This is a genomic window from Bacillus sp. MYb78 (assembly GCF_002975115.1).
GTDB classification, from domain to species: Bacteria; Bacillota; Bacilli; order Bacillales; family Bacillaceae_G; genus Bacillus_A; species Bacillus_A cereus.
The window spans coordinates 401,931-424,637 of the sequence record NZ_PCOB01000001.1; the positions used below are offsets into that span (position 1 = coordinate 401,931).

Below are 22,707 nucleotides of genomic sequence, written 5' to 3' on the forward strand. Positions count from 1 at the left end.
CTTATTTTTTTAGAAATGGTAGTTTGTCCATCACGAATTTAGTATAAATTTCATTTTAATATATAGTAATGACTAATGATTCTATGAAAGAAAAGAATGAAAAGATGAACAATAAAAATAAAGGAAAAGTATTTTATGGTAATGATTGTTGCGAAGTAAGAGCATGTAGCCATATTAACATCCCTAAGTCAGAACTTACAGAATTTGTTAGACTTCTTCAAGCTCTTGGTCAAGCTATTCTAGTTCAATATGGATCTGGTTGCCTAGGTGGAGGAACTACGGGGACTACTGGTGCTCAAGGACCTGCGGGCGATACAACTGCGACACTATCTGTCTTCCGAATTTACTAACCACAATTTCCGATAATATTTTGGGAGGACTAAGCACATTTATAAGTAATAGGTTTGCTTTTGATTGTCTATTAAATCTCTCTTTTAATAAAAAGGAGCACTTATTTGGGAGGATAAGTGCTCCTTCTTTACGTTTCTTTACCTCAAATTTACTCTATCTTAATCCTCATTTTGTATGATAAATAATGAAGTCAAAGATATGAAAGAGGGATGAAAAATGAGAGTTATGTCACTGATACGCATTTGGATTGCTCTTATGATATGCATTATTTTATGTGTAGGATTTTTTTTAACTCTAAAATACTCCACTATTTCAAAAGCAGAGAGAAAAACAGTTCCATACAAACTTTTGTATACGAAACAAAACGACATCCCTTATTCCAATTCCACAAATAATGAAAAAAAAGTTATAAAAGGAATGCTTATTACGAAAGCTTCTAATTACGAAACTCTACTTCAAATTGCTGAAACGATTAAAGATCAGTATACAAATAAAGGAATTGATGAAATCACGCTGTCTATCCATAATGAAAATAATGGTAGTTATGAAGAAGAATTACCTTACGAACCGATTAGTAAAGGAACAATAATCGTCACATACGATTCTCAATCCTTTGGCAGTACGAACATTACTCTTAATGAATAGTAGCATTTATCTCACTCATTATGAGCTCACTTTATTTTTCACACGAGAAAGAGGCGAATAATGAAATTCGCCTCTTTTTTTACCATAATGATGGAATCCACTCTTTCACTTTATCAAACCACTCTTGCTGTTCTTTTTTCCTTTGTTGCTCTTCTTCTTGCCTTTTCTTTTCTTCTTCTTGCCTTTTCTTTTCTTCTTCTTTTCTTCGCTTTTCTTCTTCAATTGTTTGCAATTGTTTTTTATAGTCCGCCTCAGATATTAACGACAATTGGAACGCTTTTTGGGCTGGGTTTGCATTTGCTTTTTTCATGATATCCCGGAACATCGTCGTTGTAATTTGGCTACCACCCGGAACATAATGCTCGCTATCTGTTTTGTCATATCCTACCCAAATCGCACCTACTAAATCTGGTGTGTATCCTACAAACCACGAGTCCTTTGCCCCTACGCTCGGGCCATTTACAAGTTGAGTCGTCCCTGTCTTTCCTGCTGTATCAACATTATTAACTTTCGCTTTTTCACCTGTTCCCTTTTCGACTACACCTTTTAATAAATACGTCATCTTTTGAGCAATTTTTTCACTCGTCACTCGTGTCTCTTTTTTATACCATTTTCCTATTATTTCCCCTTCAGCATTTTGAACTTCTCTAATTGCATGAGCCTCTACTTGAACCCCATCATTAGCGAATGTACTATATGCTTGGGCCATTACAAATGGAGATGTCCCTACATGCATCCCACCTAAAGCAATTGGATACGTACGGTCTTCTGGTACTAATGGAATACCAAATCGCTCTAAAGATTTCAATCCTTTATCTAATCCTATTTGCTCTAATAACCACACAGCAGAAACATTATACGACTTTGCTACCGCTTCATACATTGTCACATTACCATGAAAAGCCTGATCACTATTTTTCGGTTCATATTCTTTAATATGAAATGGTTCATCCTTTAATATATCGTATACCTCATACCCTTGTTCTAAAGCGGGTACATATACAGCTAGAGGCTTTAATGTTGAACCTGGCTGTCTTTTTAATTGCGTAGCATGATTAAATTGTAAAAACTGATATGGTCCTCTCCCCCCAACTAAAGCTGGAACACCGCCTGTTTTGGGATTTATAAGGACTACACCCGTTTGCATAAGTTGATCTGAGCCACTATCTTTAAAATAACTATCATTATTCACAACATCTTCTACAGCTTGTTGTTTTTTCGGATCCAACTCTGTATAAATACGATAACCACCTGCTAAAATTTCATTTTGTGTTAATTCATACTTATCCATCGCTTCCCTAACTATATAGTCTACATATTGGGAGTATTTACCTTTATATTTATCATCAACCCCACGTTTTAATACAAGTCCTGACTCTTTTTCTTTATTGTATTGCTCTTCAGAAATATATCCTTGTTCCTTCATTAAACTTAATACGACATTACGTCGTTCAATTGATTTATTAAAGTTTTTATAAGGCGAATACGCAGACGGCGCTTTAATTAAGCCCGCGATCGTTGCAGCTTCTGAAATTGATAAATCTTTTACCTCTTTATCAAAATAAGATTTAGCTGCCCTCTTTATCCCCCAAGCACCTTCCCCAAAATAAATTTGATTCATATACATTTCAATAATTTCATCTTTTGTATAAGTACGTTCTATTTTTTTCGTTAAAAAGTATTCCTTTATTTTACGAGAAAATGTACGATCTTGTGTCAGAAATACATTCTTCGCAAGCTGCTGTGTAATTGTACTTCCCCCTGCTACAACTTCTCCTGCTGTAATATTTTTAAAAACTGCACTTATAATTCCACTATAATAAATACCATGATGGTTAAAAAATTCCTTATCTTCTACTGCAACAATTGCCTGAACCATAATATCAGGAATATCTTTTCTTTTAACGCCTTCTGTTTTCGAAGAAGCTAATTTAGTTGCGACCTCATTATTTGCATCATAAATTAAAGTCGGTTGTGGAACAGCTTGTTTTAATTCAGATATGTCTTGAATGGAAATTATTATATTTACAGCAATAAATATAGTAACGAGTACACTTCCCAATACAATTAATGAATTACGAAGTTTCTTCCTCTTATTGAACCACTCAAGCATTTTTTTAAAATGAGTGTTCTTCAATTTCATTCGTTCACTTCCTTCATTTATTTACACTCTTCTTTTTAAAAGGCAGAATATACCGCCTTTTAAATTTATTATAATAACGTAGTCATTCCTATAGTGTAAAGCTTTTCTTTTACATTCATACTTTTTGCAAGAAAAGGACATTCTACAAGTAAGATATTCACTATTGGATATTAATATTATTAATAGAACAACGAGAGTTATGTTAAGTTTTTGTAAACTTTTCGATAAAATGTTTTAAAAAACGACAGTTTTTTGTTAGAATTGATTAGCCAATATATTTTACATATATTACTTTTGTGGGGGTAACAATAATGGTCTTTAAATCAAAAAAAGATAAATTTTCTGAAATGTTAATGAATGTTTCCGAAAATTTAAAAGAAGGCGCGCAATTTTTCGTGGAGTATAAAATTAAAAATGCTAGCGATTTAAAAGAGTTTTCTATGCGCATGAAAGAGTATGAGTCAAAAGGTGACTCATTTATTCACGAAATCATTATGGAGCTAAACAAAGCGTTTATTACTCCGATTGAACGTGAGGACATCCTACAACTTGCAATGAGTATGGATGATGTATTAGACGGATTAGATCACAGTGCTGGTCTGTTCGAAATGTATTCTATTACAGAAGCTGATGAATACATGATTAAATTCGTAGAAGCAATTAATCAATGTGCAATTGAAATTGCAAATTCTGTTGAACTGCTGTCTAAAAAGAAGTTAGTCGACATTCGTACGAACGCAATCAAGATTAAGGATTACGAATCACAATGCGATGATATTCGTCGTCATGCGATTAAGCACTTATTCTCTCGTGAGAAAGATCCGATTAAGATTATTCAATTTAAAGAGATTTACGAAGAGCTTGAAGAAGTAGCTGATAGCTGTCAAAGCGTTGCAAACGTATTAGAAACAATTATTATGAAGAACGCGTAAGGAGTTTGATCATGGATACACTCTTGATACTGACCGTTTTAGTAGTCATTTGCGCTTTAGCTTTTGACTTTATCAATGGATTTCACGATACAGCAAACGCTATTGCAACGGCTGTTTCAACGAAAGCTCTAAAGCCTAGACATGCAATTATTATGGCAGCTATTATGAACTTTTTAGGTGCAATGACATTTACAGGTGTAGCAAAAACGATTACAAAAGATATCGTTGACCCATTTGCTTTACAAAATGGTTCTCTTGTAATTTTAGCTGCTTTACTTGCGGCGATAGCATGGAACTTAATTACTTGGTACTACGGTATCCCAAGTAGTTCTTCGCATGCAATTATTGGCTCAATCGCAGGTGCAGCCATTGCTGCTGCTGGTATTAGCTCATTAAACCTTAAAGGATTCATTAAAATTCTTGAAGCTTTAATCATTTCACCAATTATCGCTTTCGTTATTGGTTATATCGTATACAGTATTTTTAAAGTGGTCTTTAAAAACTTTAACTTAACGAAAACGAACAAAAACTTCCGTATATTCCAGATTTTCACTGCAGCATTACAAGCCTATACACACGGTACGAATGATGCACAAAAAGCAATGGGAATCATCACGATGGCTCTTATGGCTAATAACTATCATACTTCTAGCGATATTCCGTTCTGGGTACAATTATCTTGTGCTATCGCAATGGGGCTTGGTACTTCTGTCGGTGGATGGAAAATTATTAAAACTGTCGGTGGACAAATTATGAAAATTCGTCCTGTAAATGGTGTAGCTGCCGATTTATCATCATCACTTGTTATTTTCGGTGCAACATTCATTCACTTACCGGTTAGTACGACGCACGTTATCTCTTCTTCTATTTTAGGGGTTGGTGCTTCTCACCGTGTGAAAGGGGTAAAATGGGGAACTGCAAAACGTATGTTAATTACATGGGTTATTACACTTCCTATTTCAGCTTCTTTAGCTGCTCTGTTTTACTATCTATTACATTTTGTTTTCTAATCAAAAGTCGTCTTCCTTATTTTTCTAGGAAGACGACTTTTTTGTGAACAAGCCTATTTCTCATTAAAAAGCGTGTATAATAATTGGTGGATAAGTTATTTAGAGGAGTTGGCAATTTTGGAATACATCATGTTACTTTTCATCGGACTAATCGCCGGGACAGTCGGCAGCCTAGTTGGGCTTGGAGGCGGAATTATTATTGTTCCGTTATTAATTGGATTACACAGTTTATCACCACAACTTGCAGTAGGGACTTCTATGGTAACAGTCGTTTTTACAGGGCTATCTTCCACCCTTACTTACATGAAGCATAAACGAGTAGATTATAAAAGTGGACTTATTTTATTTATCGGAAGCGGCCCTGGTGGTATTATCGGATCATGGGCAAATAAATTTTTAAACCAAGACACATTTTCTTTATACTTTGGGATTTTCCTTATATTCGTCTCAATTCTACTTATGCTTCGAGACAAGTTAAAACCTCTTTCCCTCTCAAATACGTCTGTAATTAAGCGTTCTTTTACAGATAATGATGGAAATACTGTACACTACCAATTCCCACCGTTTCTTGCTATCTTTATTGCCTTTATAGTTGGGTTTATATCTGGGTTATTTGGAATTGGTGGCGGTGCCTTACTTGTTCCAGCAATGATGCTTCTTTTTGCATTCCCAGCACATATTGCAGTAGCAACTTCAATGTTCATCGTATTTCTATCAGCAATTGTAAGTTCTGCAACTCACATCTCACTTGGAAATGTCAGCTGGATTTATGCATTAATCCTTATTCCTGGTGCATGGATCGGCGGAAAAATCGGGGCTTACATTAATACAAAACTAAGTGGTAACGCCGTAATTAATTTATTACGTATTACGTTAATTATTCTTGGAACTAGATTAATCATTATTTCCCTTTTATAACGTATTCTTTTTAGAATGCGTTTTTCTTATACACATGAATATAAAAATCCTCCGAGGAGAACAAATAAAATTAAACAAACACATAATAACATATAATTTGAAATATGTACTTTCTTCAAGTTGACCACTCCTATAACTGCGACTGTTATCTTTATGATAGCGAAAAAATAGTTCACTTGCAGTTACAGAGTGCTAACAATGCAAAATCAATTATTACAAATTTTATCCTTATATTTCATTTCTTTGTATATTCTATCGATTTAATAAAAAAAGATGTCATATTGACATCTTTTTTAGTGAAGAAGTGACCATCCCATAAAGTCTTCATGTACTTGGCACGCCCTCTTATCATTTCGATCATATAATTCAGCATAACTATCTGTTTCTTCATCATAAGCCATCGTATAAATAATTTGGCCGTCTACTTCAACGGATAAAACGACTCCACCTTTCATCTCTTCTACATGAATGATAGCATTCGCCGGAATTCTCATATCCGTCATTCTCATCGCATCTAACAATATACTAAACCCCCTACAGCGTATTCATTGCTAGTACTATTACACACTAAATAGTATACTACTGTAATAGCATACATTTCGTCAATGAAATTGCTGTTGAAATAGCATATTGTCTATATACATATACGCTAAAATAGAAGAAATAGAAACATATTAATGGGGGGCTAACATTGATTCTACACAAAGGAGATGTACTATTCCGTCAAGGTGAGGACGGTCCTTTATACTTTATAAAAACAGGCTTATTAAAAGTAGTTCGGTTAGAAGAAGACGGAACACCATTTTTATTCAACATTATCGTTCCAGGCGAAACGATACCTCATCATTCTTTAATTTCACCGAAAGAATATCACGGTACAGCTATCGCTTTAATAAAAACAGAAGTGGAACCAATTACTAGTAGTGAATGGTATGAGAGACTTCAAGCAAATCCTGAATCATATGCCAACATCGCTATGCAATTGCAATCGAAATTAAGAATGATGCAACAACGAATTGATCAATTGACAACCGTCTCACCAAAAGAACGTCTTCATCGTTTACAAGAATGGTTCACATTATATTTAGGTGACATTCCTATATATGAAATATTAACACAAACTGAAATTGGTCAACTGATAGGCATACGCCGTGAAACAGTTAACCGTTTATTACGAGAACAAATAAAAAACGAGGTAAAATAAATACCTCGTTTTTTTATTTATTCTCATCCGTCTTATTGTAAGCTTGTTGCTGGGCCAAAAAATTCATAATGAATATGCTCTTGTTTCACACCTAAATCAGTTAGTGCAGCATTTATATGCTTCATAAATGCTACTGGACCACAGAAATAAAATTCTGCTTCAGTTGTCGGAATAATAGTTTTTAACCATTCGCTTTCAACGAAACCTTCTTTATCAAAGTTCTTCATTTCTAAATCTTTTTCAGTCGGTGCAGAATAACAAGTATATGCTTTAACTTGTTCATATTCATTTTCTACTGCCTTAACGTGTTCTTTCATTGCATGTGTATTACTATTTATTGCTGCATGAACAAAATATACATTACGTTTTGAATCTTGTTCAATTAACGTATTTAACATACTCATCATCGGTGTAATCCCTACTCCACCACTAATTAGTACAACTGGTAATGTTGAATCCATATTTAACACGAAATCTCCCGCTGGTGCACTTACTGGTAAAACATCTCCTTCTTTTACATGTTCATGTAAGTAATTAGACACTTTACCGTCTGGTGTATCTACACCTTTTTCTTTCTTTACACTAATACGATAATATTCTTTCCCAGGTGCATCAGATAAACTGTATTGACGATTATGTGTATATGTCTCACCTTCAATATTGATTTGAACCGTTACATATTGACCTGGGATGAATGAAGAAACTTTCCCTCCATCTTCAGGTTTCAAATAAAATGACGTAATAACATCGCTTTCCTTCACTTTTTTAACAATCACAAAGTTGCGGAAGTCTTTCCATCCACCTTCTTTATGTGCAGCTTCTTCATACATCTCTGCTTCAATGCTAATAAATGCATCAGCAATGACACCATATGCTTCTCCCCATGCATTTAAAACTTCATCAGGTGCACCTGCGACTTCTTTAATGGCACGTAGTAAACATGTACCTACAATCGGATAATGCTCAGCTTTAATACCTAAACTTCTATGCTTATGACCAATTTGTTTTACAACTGGAATAATTGCTTCTAAATTATCAATGTACGTTGCAGCTGCATAAACAGCATTCGCTAACGCTTGTTGTTGTCTTCCCTTTTTCTGATTCGTATGGTTAAAAATATTCAATAACTCCGGATGTTCCGAAAATAAAATTTGATAAAATCTCGTTGTAATTTCAACGCCTTTTTCTTGTAATAATGGTACTGTTGACTTTACGATTTCAATTGTTTTTGCACTTAACATTGTATCCCACTCCTCTATTTCCTTAACTGTTTTTAGTTTAACTGAATCTTATAATGCAGATTGTGATTTTAATCACTATTAACACGTTGTTTTTGTGAATAATATATGAACATTGCATTTACAAAAGAAAATAAGCTAACTAGAATTCTAGCTAGCTTATTATTTTGTTTGTATAGCTTGTTCAATTACCTTTCTATCTTTCCCATCGCCAAACTCCGTATACCCCCAGATATTCGTTTCACCTCTATATTTATTTACGATAATATCCAAGTCATGATATACACGGTGGGCATACACTACATACTCAATATTTTGAAGTTCCACACCTTTTTTTACAATTTCATAGCTTCTATTTACATCGCGTTTTATTTTTTCATTCTTTATTTCCGTATGTATATTTTTTAAAGATGGTTCTTGTTGTTGAAACCATTGCTTAAATTGCTTCCAATCCCCGTCTGTATAATTCTCTGCTTTACCGTAATTTAAGAAATTATTATAGCTTTCATGTGTCATTCGAATAAAATCTAGCACTTTTGTCTCTTCTTGCACATCTTCTACTCGAGCTATTGTATTTACCTCAGCAGGCTTATTCGCATAATGTAACAGCACTTTCATAAGACTATAACTCGCAATGATCATTACGATAATAATCCCGAATACACTTAACAATTTCTTCATATACAGAACTCCTTCTCTACTAAAGATATTACAATGTATGACTATACTTGTAACATTCTCTCGTAGAAATATAATTCCTGTATTAATTCTTCCTATCATTTCGACAATATTTTTCTACACATTTCGTCTTGGCAAATGCTCCTGTAAAACAATATAACCTTCATAAGCTGTATAACCAAGTATAGCTATTAATCCGATATAACAAGCAAATACTGTCCATTTCGTTTTCGTATCCACTTTATAATAGTTTTCTTGTTGTTCCTTTTCTGTTTTCCATTCATTTAATTTTCTTTCTGACGCTTCAAATGCTTCTCTTATGTGAATAGTATACTCATCTATTTCATCTTCATATGGAACATAATCTAACGGTTCAAACTTCGGTAAAAGATACTCTAACACTTCCATTTTTTGAAGTTCACCTATTTGTAACTCTTTTTCCCGTTCACTTTGTCTTAATGCATTCATCTCATGATGCATCATGTATATAGTCCGATGTACAGCTCCAGTTTCTTTTAATTCCTTTTCAAGCCTAGCAACATATTCTTTCATTCCATCAATTTTATGCCCTAATTCCTTAATCGGCTCATCTCTCTTTATCACTCTGTATAATTCCATACAACCGATAATAACAATAAATCCTCCCAAAATACTTTTAAAGTAAATTGAATAGCCAAGTAATAAAATAAGGCCTGCTCCCCAAATTTTAGTACTGACAACTGAAATAATTCGCCCACCATCTAGCGGCGAAACAGGAATTAAATTAAAGAAATTAATCATACTTCCAAGCAAAATAACAAGCGCCCAAAACGGCTCTTGCGTCATTATATAAAGTGGGATCGCTGGTAAAAATGAAAGAAGTCCGAAAAGCGGCCCCATATAGGCGATGTAAGCTTCATCTTTCGCATTTTTCGGCATCTCTTTCATTCCAATAAGGGCCCCCATAAACGGAATAAAGATTGCTGGCGATGTTGGGATCCCCTTTCTTTTCGCAGCCCATAAATGGCCCATTTCATGAACAAACAACAAATAAATGAGCGCCACTCCAAATTTCCAACCATATAGAACTGCGTATGCGCCAAGCGATAGAAACATACTAAATACCGTTGAAAACTTTGCTAATTTAAAAATTGCAAATACCCACTTTAACTTAGACAGTAAAAATAGACCTATCGCAACAATAATTCCCCATAATCCTTTTTTATTATTTTTCATATTCCTCTCCTTTATCTCTCATTAATGAATCATATTCATTCATCAAAGCTTGTTCTTTTCTCTATTATGACATATTTTTTTCTATTGTTAGAAATAATGTTTATTTAATCCATTTTTAGCCAAAAATATAAATAAAGGAGGTATATACGAATGAATTTACAATCTCTCATAATAAGTGTTTTATCATTTTTAGCTTCAACTCTTATTTTTTATACAGTGAGCTATGTATTATTATTAGATTGGTTGCCAAATCACTTACTTATCACTCTTATCATTCTTTCCGCTCTTATGATTTCATTTCTTATTACACGAAAATCAATGAATGAGCCATCTGCAAAAGCAAAATAATAGAGAGGGTGTTCTTCTCCCCTCTCTATTATCATTTCCTAGGAAAGGCTATATAGAATTTCAATTCAGTTACAGCCAATAAGGATCTTATCTCAAAATTCAGTTGGAACAAAGAAGTTAAGCGGGAATCAACGCCGAATTGGCAAAGACTATTAATCAACGAAAAATGAGCATCCTCTGCCGATTAAAGTCTCACTTTATCTTTGAAAATTCATTTTTTCACCATACTCTTTAACGATTTGAATTATATTTTGAAACACGCCTATTTTTTCTTTTTCACTGTTTAATATTTTCAAATCATACTTTTCGTAATATGTTTCTAATGATTTTAATTGTGATTCTGAAGCACCTTTTATCGGAACAGTAGCATGCAATTCATATTGCTTATACCCTTCCTTTACTTTTTCACCTAAAATCATTTCACTCTCTTTTGCTCCAATTAATTTTTGAACTTTTTCTGGGAAAGTGAGTTGCAAATAATACTCTCGTTCCTTCACTAACTTGTTGTATAGTGATTGTGAAATCGTATACCGTACCATATAATTCACGTTTTGATCGCCCGCTTTAATATGAAACGTAGTAATCTGCAAATCTTTTTTTGTTACTTCCGTTAAAGGACCTACCTGCATCTCATCTTCTTTTTGTTCTGAAACATTTGGAAATATAGCCAAAAGCTTTTCCGTATCTTTTTCATTCAACATATACATAGCTTTCTTATATTGCACCCATCCTCGTCTATCTTCTCCCCTTAACCATGCATAATAAGTTTCTTTTTTCCCATCTCTACTAATTTGTATTTCATATTCAGGTTCACCGAAGCTTCCGGTTATTTCTTGTTTCTCAGCTTTATCCAAAATGTCTATTACTAACTTCGCTTCTGATTCCTGCAACTTTTTCTCTTTATGTTTTTTTTGTATAACGGTTACCTCTATTGTTTCTTTCACTTCATTCACCGTCTCTTCTACTTTTTTTGTTTCTTTTTTTTGCTCAGCTTGACCACAAGCTGCTAGTAACATAACAAATAACAACAATACATATTTCCCTTTCAAATTAATCCTCCTTTTACGATAAGAAATTCTTATAATCTTCATACATAAAACAAAAACGTGACATCCTATTAAATAAGTTATACTAATCATTGAAAGGAGGTCTTTATCATGTCCATTAATTTTCATGATCCAAATAATAAATACACATACGCAACAAGAAACGCTCATATTTCTTGGGCTGAAATGGTAAAAAACATTACAGACATACAAAACAAGCAAATAATTGATATTGGCTGCGGTGGCGGGATTTATACGAAAGAACTTGCTCTTATGGGAGCCAAAAATGTTGTGGGACTTGATTTTTCAAAAGAAATATTACAAGCTGCAAAAGAAAATTGCAGCAACTTTCCAAATATTTCTTTCATCCAGGATGATGCACATAATATCCCATACCCTAATGAAACATTCGACATAGTTATTTCTCGTGCAGTTATTCATCATTTACAAGACATTCCTACATTTTTATGTGAAGCTTCTCGTATATTAAATAAAAACGGTGTACTTATTTTACAAGATCGAACGATTGAAGATTGTACAGTTCCAGGAAGTCCCGAACACATTCGTGGATATTTTTTCTCTATATTTCCAAAACTCATTGAAATAGAGTCAAAAAGACGTCCAAAAACCAACACGATACAGAAAGAATTACAAAAACATTCTCTTCACGTGCTTCCCACACAAACACAATGGGAAGTACGAAAAATACATGATTCTGTAGAAGCATTGCTACAAGATTTATCTCCTCGAACAGGTCGATCCATTCTATATGAGTTAACAGATGATGAACTTTCTCAACTTCTACAACATATACAGACCGCATTACAAAACGTCTCTCCTATTATTGAAAGAGATCGATGGACAATTTGGAGCGCCATGAAGTTGTAAGGAAGGAAGCCTCACAAAATAATGTGAGGCTTCCTTTCTTTCATAATCTAATTTTGCAACACTCTTGATATCCTCCACTTCTGGCCTGTGCACTTCCACACTTCGGACATACTAAATATCTAGACTGATTTGTCAACAAACTACCTTTTTGAAAGAGTAAAACTTCTGCTTGTTTAAACGAACGCGAATAATATAACCACATAAAACCAATTATAGCAATAATGCCAAATAATACTCCCATCGCAAGCATTTCAGTCACCTCTTTTGGTTTGTTCTTTCCAGCAAGTGGATTGTTGTAATATTCTCTGTAAATTCAAATAATCCCTTCTTTACTCCTATAAATATCAACTTTCTCTATAAATTTTACAATTCTCCACAAATTTTTACTCCCATTTTACAATTCATTATTCCTTTTGCAACAACGAATATTACTTTCGATATTTCCGTATATAAATATATCTTTCAAAAAACATATTGACTTTCTAAAAAAAACATGCAACAATACTGTCAGAATACTTGAATAAAAATTCATTGACGAGAACGAGTACGTTATAGAACTGTTCCCCAGAGAGTTGGCGATTTGCTGAAAGCCAACGTTCAGTGCGTAACCGAAAATCATCTCCGAGAAGTAGAACCGAATGTTACAGTAAGTTCTTACCGGCCGTCCCCCGTTACAAGGAACACGTATCATGTTGTACGTTGCAAAGCCGTATACATATAGATTTATTTCTACATGTGTAAATTAGGGTGGTATCGCGGGTAAATATAACTCGTCCCTTTCTTTAGGGACGAGTTTTTTGTGTTCTTACAAATGAATTTAAAAAAGGAGGAAAAACAATGAACACTGTATCAAAAAAACATATTTTTTTCACGGGTCTTATGCTATTTTCTTTATTTTTTGGGGCAGGTAATTTAATTTTCCCTCCCATGCTTGGACAAAACGCAGGTGAAAACTTTTGGCCAGCAATGATTGGATTTTTACTAACAGGCGTTGGCTTACCACTACTAACTGTTATCGCAATTTCTCTATCAGGAAATGGGATGCAGCAACTTGCAAGTCATGTTCACCCATTATTCGGAATTTTCTTTACAGTAGTTGTATACATTGCCATCGGTCCATCCATGGGCATCCCACGTGTTGCAAATGTTGCTTATGAAATGGGTGTTAGTTCTTTCTTACCAGAAACAATCCGCTCTAGCAGCCTAGTGCTATTTGTATATACAATCATATTCTTTACTATCGTATTTTGGCTGAGTTTAAATCCATCTAAACTTGTCGATCGTATTGGAAATATATTAACACCTATTTTATTACTCTCAATTTTCTTATTGTTTGTTAAAAGTGTCTTTACACCACTTGGGCAATCAGGACCAGCTATGCAAGAGTATCAAACTTCTCCAATCTTCAAAGGCTTTATGGAAGGGTACTTAACAATGGACACCATTTCAGCACTTGCATTTGGAATTATCGTTGTAAATGCAATTCGCTCTAAAGGTGTGAATGATCGTAAGTCCATTGCCATCGCCACAGCAAAAGCAGGGCTTATTGCCGCTACAGGACTCGTACTTGTATATGGTGCACTCGGCTGGCTTGGGGCAACTAGTGTCTCTCTCGGATATGCAAAAAATGGCGGACAGCTACTTACTGTTATCGTACAACAATTATTCGGTCCGTACGGTTTGCTCCTATTATCTCTTATCGTTACACTCGCTTGTTTAACGACATGCGTTGGACTCGTATCTGCGTGCAGCCAATATTTTTCAACATTATTGACTACATTTTCATACAAAACATTCGCGAGTATCATTTGCGCATTAGGATTATTAGTTGCCAACTTAGGTTTAACAAAAATTATCGCAATCTCTGTTCCAATTCTACTTGTTGTGTATCCAATTGCGATTGTACTCGTACTACTATCATTACTTCATAAATACTTCGGTGGATATCGCTCTGTTTATGTAGGTGCTTTAATCGGAGCAGCTGTAGTGAGCGTATTTGATGGATTAAAACAAGGTGGTATTTCAGTTTCATTCATCACACCATATTTTGAATTTATCCCTTTATATAATGAAGGAATCGGTTGGCTAATACCAGCATTAGCAGGAGCTCTTCTTGGCCTTACAATCGCTAAGTTAAGCGGTACGAAAAAAGTTCCATTACTAATCGAATCTAACGAAGTAAAAGCCTCCTAAAAAAACTCCCAAAAGGGAGTTTTTTTACATTTGATAAGCAGTATGATTAAAACTGCTTATTTTATAAGCTTTCGTATAATATTCAATATTTGTATCAACTGTTTCTACCTTGACAACATCATAGCGCTCTTCTTGCTTTACTAAAAATAAATAGTATTCCTCTGTTGCCTCAATAATCGCAATTTTATCTGTTTCAACATTATATTGTTCACAAAGTGCTTGTAATGCGTTCACATACTCCCCTAATTTTTTAGACTTATCCATTCCGAATATAGTTTGAACTAACATATACATTCTCCCCTTTATATGTACTGTTATCACCTTAATGATAACGCTTACATTATTTATCGTCAATAAAAACATTCGATGGTTTTAACGCCAAATCTATATTGTAGCGAGCCAATAATCAGCGAGGAATTCCCCGCCAATTAAAGCTTCACTTTATCACTTCGTTAATTGATGCCTAAATGCATAAATAACTGCCTGAGTACGATCACTTACATTCAATTTATTTAATATGTTACTCACATGTGTCTTTACCGTTTTCAGTGCAATAAATAACTCGTCCGCAATCTCTTGATTACTTTTTCCCTCTGCAATTAATAACAAAATCTCAAACTCTCTTTCCGTTAAGTCATCATGCAAAGGTTGCTCTTTCTTTTGACGCATACGGGACATCATTTTCCCGGTAACTTTCGGCTCTAATACTGTTTCTCCATCATAAGTAGCTCGTACAGCATCAGCAATATCACTTGCTCTTGATGTTTTTAATAAGTAACTGGTCGCACCAGCCTCAATAACAGGGTACAATTTTTCGTCATCTAAAAAGCTTGTTACAACTACAATTTTTGCTTCTGGCCATTCTTGAATAATAGCACGTGTTGCTTCGACACCATCCATCTCATCCATAACAAGGTCCATTAAAATAATATCCGGTCTTAATTGCAATGCTAATTCTGATCCTTTTCGTCCATTCTCAGCTTCCCCTACTACTTCAATATCTGGCTGTGTAGATAAATATGCCGATACACCCATACGAACCATTTCATGATCATCGACAAGCAATACTTTTATCATACTTCTCCCCCTCTCTCAATCATAATCGGTACTTTTACTTCTATTTGTGTACCTTTGGCCGGGAAACTAAGCACCTTGAGTGTCCCACCAATTTCATGAACACGCTCTTGCATCGATCTTAGGCCATATGAACCTGCCTTATTAACGCCTACTTCAAACCCAACGCCGTCATCAATAATTTTTAAAATCGCATATTGATCAATTTTTCGAAGGCGCACTTCTGTTTTCTTTGCCTTTGCGTGTCGCAACGTATTTGATAGCGCTTCTTGCACAATACGGAATAAATGATCTTCTACACCTTTTTTTAATTCTATTGGCTCAATAAGCCATTCAATTTTCATATGTTGTTTTCGCGATAATTCCGTTAATAATTCCTCTATACCTTCTGTCAGTTTCTTACCTTCCAATTGTACAGGACGTAAATGAAGGAGCAATGCTCTCATTTCTGATTGAGCATTTACAACCATATTTTCAACAAGTTGTAATTGTTTTTTTGTCACATCTGGAAATTCAGTTATTTGTTCATTAATCGCTGACATCATCATCGACATTGCGAAAAGCTGCTGACTTACTGAATCATGCAACTCCCTTGCTAAACGATGCCTTTCTTGAGAAATCGCTTCTTGTCTCATCTCTTCATTCCAATGAGCTCGTTCATTCGTTACTTTTTGAAAGAGTCCAGCTTGCTCCTCTAATCGACGAGCCAAAACGATTACTTTTCGTTCCACTTCATGAAATTCATCATCTGCAGTAAACGAAACATCGCTCGGAAAATTCCCTCGCTCTACTTCAAATAGAAACGTATTTAATCCTTGTATACGCTGCTCTATATAGTAACCGATTGCATATCCTACAATTCCCCCGATAAGTAAACTTGTAGTCATAATAAACAAGCCAATTGGAACAGAAGCGATGGATTCCTTCCATAATAAATCATACACTTGTTGCTCGCTTTTCCATACATATACAATTGTACAAATGAGTGCGATACTAACTGAGGACAACATAGAATAACGAATATACATCCACGAAATATTTTTTTGTTTCTTCATTATACTTTCCTCACTTCCGTGTCGCCTACGACAAGCGAAGAAATAATTTTAATACGACGAGGAGCCTCTTTATACTGCTCTGTTCTAAATGTAACATTGCGGTTAAACCCTGTCTCTTCATGACCTGGCAAGAGCACACGTCCGACAATAACAGAATGATTTAAAGAAAGTTCAATATCATATGGCACATATAAACGAATATTACCAACGACACCCCGAATAACAATTACCGTTTCCCCTTCTGGAATCATAGCAGTAGTTAAATCTATTTCCACATCACAAGCACCGTATTGAACATTAATATCCTCAAGTTCATAAATATGATCCATCATTCGTACATTGCCTACAAACATATTTTTCAAATATGGTTCTGTACGATATATTTGCTTCTCTTCGTCTATAATCCCTTTTTCTTTAATTTCAACCTTCATTGCTTTTTGCTGATGCCCTTGTTGAATCAATTGATAACCAATTAAAGCTAAACAAGCAAATACGACAAGAACAAATGCTGCTGATGAAAATAAGAAGAATAAAAATACGATACCACCAACAAATAAAAATACATTTCCCCGTACATAACGATTCTTTTTACGATAATGCCTTCCAAACATAAGCATAATAAATGCAAAAATGAGACCACCTGGTTCAAAATGTCCAAGTATCATATCAAGAAAAAGACCGAATCCAAATATGATGAGGAGCATCCCCATTAATTGTGTCTTTGAAAAATGTTTCTTCATTTCAGCTCCCCCCTTCTTGTCACATATACATAGAAGAAAAGGCATTGCTTTCCAACACCTTTTCTCCTATCACTATATCATAAGCCTGTTTTATAATATACTACTATTATTTTGTTAACTCTTTCGTTAACGATACATCATTCTTTTCTTTCATTTCACGCTCAAGTTTTGCAATTTTCATATCAAATGTGTCACGCTCATGTTCTTCATTCATACGAGTTTCTAAGTCACGAATGTGATCTTCAATTTCTTCAAATCGTAAGAACGGATTATTTTCATCCATTTTATGCATCGCAGTATTCATACGACGATTTGCATGTGCCATATTTTCACGTGCCATTAGTTCCATACGCTTTGCGTGCATTTCTTTTAATTTATTTTTCATTTCAGAAAGACGACGCTCTAACTCATCAATTTGCTCTACAACACCTGCATACATTTCTTCTAATCGAGTTACTTGCCCTTCATAATAAGCTACCTCTTCTAACGCACGTTCGTGCAATTGTAATTCGCCTGCTTCTTGAGCAATGATAGCTTGCTTTGATCTTTTGTTAACGAAATAACGTGCTTGCTCAAGCTCACGAGCAAAGTTAGATTTTAATGTTTTATGACGTTCAATTAACTTCTCAATTTTTGTTATTTCACGCTCACTATCACGTAAATATTGGTTTAACATCGCAATTGGATTTTTTCTTTCCTTCTCATCTAACACGTTATGAAAATCAGCTAAAATTGCATCGCGTACACGTCCGAATAAAGATTGTTTCATTATAAATCTTCCTCTCTTCTACTTTATTTATAATTTGATTTATTGTTTTAGTTTTTCATTAATTTGTTCCACTCATCTTCAAAGTTGCTATATGGTTTAGAACTTTCTGGAGCAGATTCAACAACTACATCTTTTTCTTTTTTCCACTCACGGTATCCGTAGTATAAAACCACTAAAGCAGCGATACCGATTAATGCTGGTGAATGAGAAAGCGCAATGGATAAACCGATTAAACCAACAATACCCCAAGCTAACTTTCCAAAAAATGACTTAGCTCGCACAAATGATTTATAGCTCCAATATACAACTCCTGCTCCGATTGCGAATCCTACAATACCAGCAAGACTACCAAGAGCAATTAAAGCCAAAATACCGGCTGCGATAAACGCTAGAAATTGTTTCATCTTGTGCTTGCCTCCCTTCGATTTGATACTCTTATCTTAACTATTTTTTCATCTTTCCATAACGAGCTTAAGAACCGTTTTTAACTCAGACTTAAGACCGAGTCATATTCAGCCCTTTACGCAAAAAAACGTGCAGAGTTTATTCTCTGCACGTTTTTTTAATTACTAACATTCATATTAAATTAAGCTGTTTTATGATACTCTTTTTTCTCAGCTACTTTCGAAAATCTTGGAAATCCAATTAAAATAGAAAGAATCCCACATACTCCAACTAAGATTGGATAAAATGCATATGGCAACAATTCAACCGGAGATAACGCTGCAAATCCTGCTGCCGTTAACATTTGGGCACCGTACGGAATTAATCCTTGTACACAACATGAGAAAAGATCTAATACACTCGCTGATTTACGAGGGTCTATTTCATATTGATCTGCAATATTTTTTGCAAGCGGGCCTGTAAAGATAATCGAAATCGTATTATTCGCTGTACACATATTAGTCATACTTACTAAACCAGCAATACCAAATTCTGCACCTTTTTTCGAACGAATATTACGTGTTAATACATTCATTAAATATTGAATACCACCATTATATTGGATTAATTCAACCATACCGCCAATTAATATAGCAAGTAATACTAACTCCATCATACCGCCCATTCCAGTCGTTACACTTTTAAAGAAACTTTCTAACGTGTAACTTCCATCTATAAGACCGATAACACCAGATAATACAGTTCCACCAGTTAATACAATAAGTACATTCCAGCCAAGTAGCGCTGTAATAAGTACTCCTGCGTACGGTAAAATCTTTATCCAATCAAAGCTATGTGCTTTAATTTGCGTGTCACTTCCTGAAGTAACTATTACTAATAGTACAATTGTAATAATAGCCGCTGGTAACACAATTAAAAAATTCGTTTTAAACTTATCTTTCATTTCTGTTCCTTGTGAACGAACAGCTGCGATTGTTGTATCTGAAATAAATGATAAATTATCACCAAACATCGCTCCCCCAACAACAGTAGCCATTGCAAGCGCAATTGAGATATCAGTTTGACCACTAATACCCACAGCAATCGGCGCTAATGCTGCAATTGTTCCCATTGAAGTTCCCATTGCTAATGAAATAAATGCACCAATAACAAAGATTCCAGCTACGATAAATCCTGGCGGTAAAATAGTTAACGCTAAATTAACAGTTGAGTCTACTCCACCCATTCCTTTAGCAGTTTCAGAAAATGCACCTGCAAGCACAAAAATTAATACCATAATCATAATATCCGGATTTCCTGCACCTTTAGCGAACCGCTCTACTTTCACATTAAAACTTTCTTTACGATTCATCACTAAAGCGACTCCTACAGCAATTGAAATCGCTACAAGTATCGGCAATTTATAGAAATCACCTGTAATAATTCCAGAACCAATAAATAGCGCCAAAAATATCCCAAGTGGTAATAAAGCTAAACCATTTCCTCTCGTTTCTTTCAAAGTACCATCTCTCCCTAGTTTCAACCTTTTTCTAATGAATAACAAAAGACCTCTTCCGGTGAGAAGAGGTCTTATACATCTATAAGAAACGCTCTTCTCATCTTTCAAGCACATGCTTGCTGGATTTGGCACAGCACTCTGAAATCGAGTCCGCTGCCGAGGCATCGTAGGGCCAGTCCCTCCGCCTCTCTTTATAAGAAGGTTTCATATTTATTTTTTAATAATAATTTCTTCCCTAACTTTACTCGCTTACAAAACAAAAGTCAATTATTTTTTGTATAGATTTTTTTGGTAATTATACAAAAACTTGAATACAATAATCATTTTAACTTTTCGATTTCTTCTTCCAATATTGAAATCCAATAAAATTCACTATTTTTTATTGCTGCTAATATCCATTTCGTAGTGTACCAAGCTAACTCATACTCTTCCTTCGTGACATCGCCACTTTTATAAGCATCCTCTAGCTCCTCTTCATCTAATACATACACCTTACCGCTAGGTAATAATACTACATCTAAATATAAATCATCAAAATACGGTAAACCACGATCGTCTATTTCATATTCTTTCGTCACATCAATATAATATTGCACTAAATTGTGCCTATCATCTAACATAGCTGTAATCGCAAAGTTCTTTCCATTAATGAAATATTGAACCCACGTATACCCATCACTTGCAATACAAATTTCTTTACCATCATATTCTTTACAACTAGGCTCTCTCACCTTTTTTATATCCAGTATTCCGAGCATTCCCTCTTCCACTTGCTTAAGCCTATAACTCTTTTCTATTAGTCTTTTCCACGAAGAACCGTCACCATATTTACGTTTCATTATGTATACTCCTCTTCTATATACAGAAAAGCTCCCACATATTATGTGAGAGCTTGTTCATATTATAATTAAGCAGCTTGACCCTTTTCAGAAATCTCTTTTAAATAAGCTTGTCCTTTTTCAGCGTCATATTGACCTTCCCACTTAGACATAACTACAGCTGCTAAAGAGTTTCCTACAACGTTAACTGCTGTACGAGCCATATCTAAAATACGGTCAATACCAGCAATGAACGCTAAACCTTCAGGTGGAATACCTACTGTACCAAGTGTCGCTAATAATACAACGAATGATACGCCCGGTACACCTGCGATACCTTTTGATGTAACCATTAATACAAGTAATAATGTAATTTGTTGTGTAATAGATAAATCAATACCGTACATTTGCGCCAAGAAAATAGCCGCAATTGCTTGATATAAAGTTGATCCATCTAAGTTAAATGAATAACCTGTCGGAATAACGAAAGATGTAATTGCTTTCGGACAACCGAATTTCTCCATTTTCTCCATGATTTTTGGTAAAACTGTTTCTGAGCTTGCTGTAGAATACGCTAAGATCAGCTCGTCTTTTAAAATCTTAAAGAATTGGAAAATGTTAATTCCAAATATTTTCGCTGTAAGTCCTAAGACAACTACAACGAAGAAGATCATTGCCCCATATACGACAATTAGCAATTTCCCTAATGGAATTAATGAAGCAAGACCAAATGTAGAAACTGTAACACCAATTAGTGCAAACACACCAAATGGTGCAAATTTCATAACTTGGTTTGTTACATAAAACATTGCGTCAGCTACACCTTGGAAAAATTGAAGAACTGGTCTTCCTCTTTCACCAATTGCTGCTACACCTAAACCAAATAGTACAGAGAAGAAGATAATAGCAAGCATATCTCCGTCAGCCAATGACTTCATAATGTTTGTTGGAACAATATTTACAAACGTATCTGCAAATGAATGACTTTGTACTTGCTCTGTCGTATGTGTATATTTCGAAATATCTGTCTTTGTTAACTGCTCCATATTTACGCCTTTTCCTGGTTGGAAAATATTCGCTATTAATAGACCAACAATAATTGCAATTGTTGTAATAATTTCAAAGTAAAGAATTGTTTTTCCGCCTAGTCGACCTAGTTTTTTAACATCGCCAACACCAGCAACCCCAACAACAATACTTGCTACAACAATCGGTACAACGATCATTTTAATTAATCGGATGAAAATATCACCAATTGGTTGTAAGTACTTCACAACAGCTGGATTATCAAAGAAAATCGCCCCAACCGCAATACCAAGCGCAAGCCCTATTAATATTTGCCATGCAAGTCCTATTCTTTTCATATTTGTTGTAACCCCCTCTTCGATGTGTCACTCTATCTCTCATTCTATCTCTATAAAACTAAGAAATTAAGAGTATTACATATTATTCGACAATTCACTACATTTTGTCCCTGTTAAAAATCATAAATCAAAATTTAAAATCTGACAACAAAATAACTTTGCCCGAATGCAAATA

Annotated in this window: 25 protein-coding genes, 1 riboswitch and 1 other annotated feature; of the genes, 9 read left to right on the forward strand and 16 right to left on the reverse strand. The window is 34.7% G+C overall.

The genetic code is table 11. The features are described from left to right. Positions 1 to 83: 83 nt before the first annotated feature. Positions 84 to 350: a hypothetical protein gene (locus tag CQ064_RS02125; RefSeq protein ID WP_003270023.1), complete on the forward strand. Its 267-nt coding sequence runs from the start codon at positions 84 to 86 to the stop codon at positions 348 to 350. A gap of 217 nt (positions 351 to 567) precedes the next feature. Next, positions 568 to 996 carry a hypothetical protein gene (locus tag CQ064_RS02130; RefSeq protein WP_001265576.1) on the forward strand — a complete coding sequence of 143 codons (429 nt, stop codon included), beginning with the start codon at positions 568 to 570 and terminating at the stop codon, positions 994 to 996. Between the two features lie 79 nt (positions 997 to 1,075). Here the strand turns inward: CQ064_RS02130 and CQ064_RS02135 are convergent, their stop codons facing one another. Continuing rightward, positions 1,076 to 3,139, reverse strand: coding sequence for a transglycosylase domain-containing protein (locus CQ064_RS02135; RefSeq protein ID WP_000769250.1), 2,064 nt, complete (start codon positions 3,137 to 3,139; stop codon positions 1,076 to 1,078). Between the two features lie 311 nt (positions 3,140 to 3,450). Between CQ064_RS02135 and CQ064_RS02140 the strand changes: the two genes are divergently transcribed. From CQ064_RS02140 to CQ064_RS02150, 3 genes are all read left to right on the forward strand, one after another. After that, a complete protein-coding gene (locus CQ064_RS02140) occupies positions 3,451 to 4,071 on the forward strand; it encodes a DUF47 domain-containing protein (protein WP_000231445.1) in 621 nt (206 codons plus the stop codon). An 11-nt stretch (positions 4,072 to 4,082) separates the two neighbouring features. Further along, a complete protein-coding gene (locus tag CQ064_RS02145) occupies positions 4,083 to 5,081 on the forward strand; it encodes an inorganic phosphate transporter (RefSeq protein WP_000380276.1) in 999 nt (332 codons plus the stop codon). A 117-nt stretch (positions 5,082 to 5,198) separates the two neighbouring features. Then, positions 5,199 to 5,999 (forward strand): sulfite exporter TauE/SafE family protein, encoded by an 801-nt coding sequence (locus tag CQ064_RS02150; RefSeq protein ID WP_000455762.1) that lies wholly within the window; start codon positions 5,199 to 5,201, stop codon positions 5,997 to 5,999. A 293-nt stretch (positions 6,000 to 6,292) separates the two neighbouring features. Here the strand turns inward: CQ064_RS02150 and CQ064_RS02160 are convergent, their stop codons facing one another. Then, entirely contained in the window at positions 6,293 to 6,520 is a 228-nt protein-coding gene (locus CQ064_RS02160; RefSeq protein ID WP_000883009.1) for a hypothetical protein, read from the reverse strand. A 170-nt stretch (positions 6,521 to 6,690) separates the two neighbouring features. On the opposite strand from CQ064_RS02160, the gene CQ064_RS02165 reads away from it, so the two are divergent. Beyond that, positions 6,691 to 7,203, forward strand: a complete 513-nt coding sequence (locus tag CQ064_RS02165) for a Crp/Fnr family transcriptional regulator (protein WP_000600585.1) — start codon at positions 6,691 to 6,693, stop codon at positions 7,201 to 7,203. Between the two features lie 32 nt (positions 7,204 to 7,235). Here CQ064_RS02165 and hmpA read toward each other — a convergent pair whose 3' ends face one another. From hmpA to CQ064_RS02180, 3 genes are all read right to left on the reverse strand, one after another. Then, entirely contained in the window at positions 7,236 to 8,444 is a 1,209-nt protein-coding gene (hmpA, locus tag CQ064_RS02170; protein ID WP_000947339.1) for an NO-inducible flavohemoprotein, read from the reverse strand. 159 nt (positions 8,445 to 8,603) lie between these two features. Next, positions 8,604 to 9,122, reverse strand: coding sequence for a hypothetical protein (locus tag CQ064_RS02175; RefSeq protein WP_000735529.1), 519 nt, complete (start codon positions 9,120 to 9,122; stop codon positions 8,604 to 8,606). A gap of 114 nt (positions 9,123 to 9,236) precedes the next feature. Next, positions 9,237 to 10,334 (reverse strand): site-2 protease family protein, encoded by a 1,098-nt coding sequence (locus CQ064_RS02180; RefSeq protein WP_000794494.1) that lies wholly within the window; start codon positions 10,332 to 10,334, stop codon positions 9,237 to 9,239. Between the two features lie 150 nt (positions 10,335 to 10,484). Here CQ064_RS02180 and CQ064_RS02185 point away from each other — a divergent pair, with 150 nt between their 5' ends. Beyond that, positions 10,485 to 10,682, forward strand: a complete 198-nt coding sequence (locus CQ064_RS02185; RefSeq protein WP_001053359.1) for a hypothetical protein — start codon at positions 10,485 to 10,487, stop codon at positions 10,680 to 10,682. 197 nt (positions 10,683 to 10,879) lie between these two features. Here CQ064_RS02185 and CQ064_RS02190 read toward each other — a convergent pair whose 3' ends face one another. Next, complete coding sequence (locus tag CQ064_RS02190; protein WP_000677051.1) at positions 10,880 to 11,731, reverse strand: YhfM domain-containing protein; 852 nt, start codon at positions 11,729 to 11,731, stop codon at positions 10,880 to 10,882. Positions 11,732 to 11,839: 108 nt separating this feature from the next. Here CQ064_RS02190 and CQ064_RS02195 point away from each other — a divergent pair, with 108 nt between their 5' ends. Continuing rightward, positions 11,840 to 12,616 (forward strand): class I SAM-dependent methyltransferase, encoded by a 777-nt coding sequence (locus tag CQ064_RS02195; RefSeq protein WP_000026289.1) that lies wholly within the window; start codon positions 11,840 to 11,842, stop codon positions 12,614 to 12,616. 40 nt (positions 12,617 to 12,656) lie between these two features. Here the strand turns inward: CQ064_RS02195 and CQ064_RS02200 are convergent, their stop codons facing one another. After that, entirely contained in the window at positions 12,657 to 12,866 is a 210-nt protein-coding gene (locus tag CQ064_RS02200; protein ID WP_000880630.1) for a hypothetical protein, read from the reverse strand. 272 nt (positions 12,867 to 13,138) lie between these two features. After that, positions 13,139 to 13,397 (forward strand) — a binding site (T-box leader). A gap of 56 nt (positions 13,398 to 13,453) precedes the next feature. On the opposite strand from CQ064_RS02200, the gene brnQ3 reads away from it, so the two are divergent. Then, positions 13,454 to 14,809, forward strand: coding sequence for a branched-chain amino acid transport system II carrier protein BrnQ3 (gene brnQ3 / locus CQ064_RS02205; protein WP_001099168.1), 1,356 nt, complete (start codon positions 13,454 to 13,456; stop codon positions 14,807 to 14,809). Between the two features lie 24 nt (positions 14,810 to 14,833). Here brnQ3 and CQ064_RS02210 read toward each other — a convergent pair whose 3' ends face one another. The 9 genes from CQ064_RS02210 to gltP form a co-directional block, all read right to left on the reverse strand. Beyond that, positions 14,834 to 15,172 carry a DUF3922 domain-containing protein gene (locus CQ064_RS02210; protein WP_140340060.1) on the reverse strand — a complete coding sequence of 113 codons (339 nt, stop codon included), beginning with the start codon at positions 15,170 to 15,172 and terminating at the stop codon, positions 14,834 to 14,836. An 81-nt stretch (positions 15,173 to 15,253) separates the two neighbouring features. Continuing rightward, complete coding sequence (locus CQ064_RS02215; RefSeq protein ID WP_000598707.1) at positions 15,254 to 15,886, reverse strand: response regulator; 633 nt, start codon at positions 15,884 to 15,886, stop codon at positions 15,254 to 15,256. Then, entirely contained in the window at positions 15,883 to 16,938 is a 1,056-nt protein-coding gene (locus CQ064_RS02220; RefSeq protein ID WP_000744326.1) for a sensor histidine kinase, read from the reverse strand. Before CQ064_RS02220 ends, CQ064_RS02215 begins: the two co-directional genes overlap by 4 nt. After that, positions 16,938 to 17,678: a cell wall-active antibiotics response protein LiaF gene (liaF, locus tag CQ064_RS02225; RefSeq protein ID WP_000716094.1), complete on the reverse strand. Its 741-nt coding sequence runs from the start codon at positions 17,676 to 17,678 to the stop codon at positions 16,938 to 16,940. Before liaF ends, CQ064_RS02220 begins: the two co-directional genes overlap by 1 nt. 106 nt (positions 17,679 to 17,784) lie before the next feature. Beyond that, complete coding sequence (locus CQ064_RS02230) at positions 17,785 to 18,447, reverse strand: PspA/IM30 family protein (protein WP_000814127.1); 663 nt, start codon at positions 18,445 to 18,447, stop codon at positions 17,785 to 17,787. A 47-nt stretch (positions 18,448 to 18,494) separates the two neighbouring features. Continuing rightward, a complete protein-coding gene (locus CQ064_RS02235; protein ID WP_000808640.1) occupies positions 18,495 to 18,851 on the reverse strand; it encodes a lmo0954 family membrane protein in 357 nt (118 codons plus the stop codon). Between the two features lie 182 nt (positions 18,852 to 19,033). Further along, complete coding sequence (locus CQ064_RS02240; protein WP_000665495.1) at positions 19,034 to 20,350, reverse strand: Na+/H+ antiporter NhaC family protein; 1,317 nt, start codon at positions 20,348 to 20,350, stop codon at positions 19,034 to 19,036. Between the two features lie 94 nt (positions 20,351 to 20,444). After that, positions 20,445 to 20,550: riboswitch (SAM riboswitch) on the reverse strand. A 120-nt stretch (positions 20,551 to 20,670) separates the two neighbouring features. Further along, positions 20,671 to 21,189, reverse strand: a complete 519-nt coding sequence (locus tag CQ064_RS02245; protein ID WP_000824654.1) for a ribonuclease FAU-1 family protein — start codon at positions 21,187 to 21,189, stop codon at positions 20,671 to 20,673. A gap of 68 nt (positions 21,190 to 21,257) precedes the next feature. Further along, positions 21,258 to 22,532 (reverse strand): glutamate/aspartate:proton symporter GltP, encoded by a 1,275-nt coding sequence (gene gltP, locus CQ064_RS02250; protein ID WP_000821130.1) that lies wholly within the window; start codon positions 22,530 to 22,532, stop codon positions 21,258 to 21,260. Positions 22,533 to 22,707 lie beyond the last annotated feature (175 nt).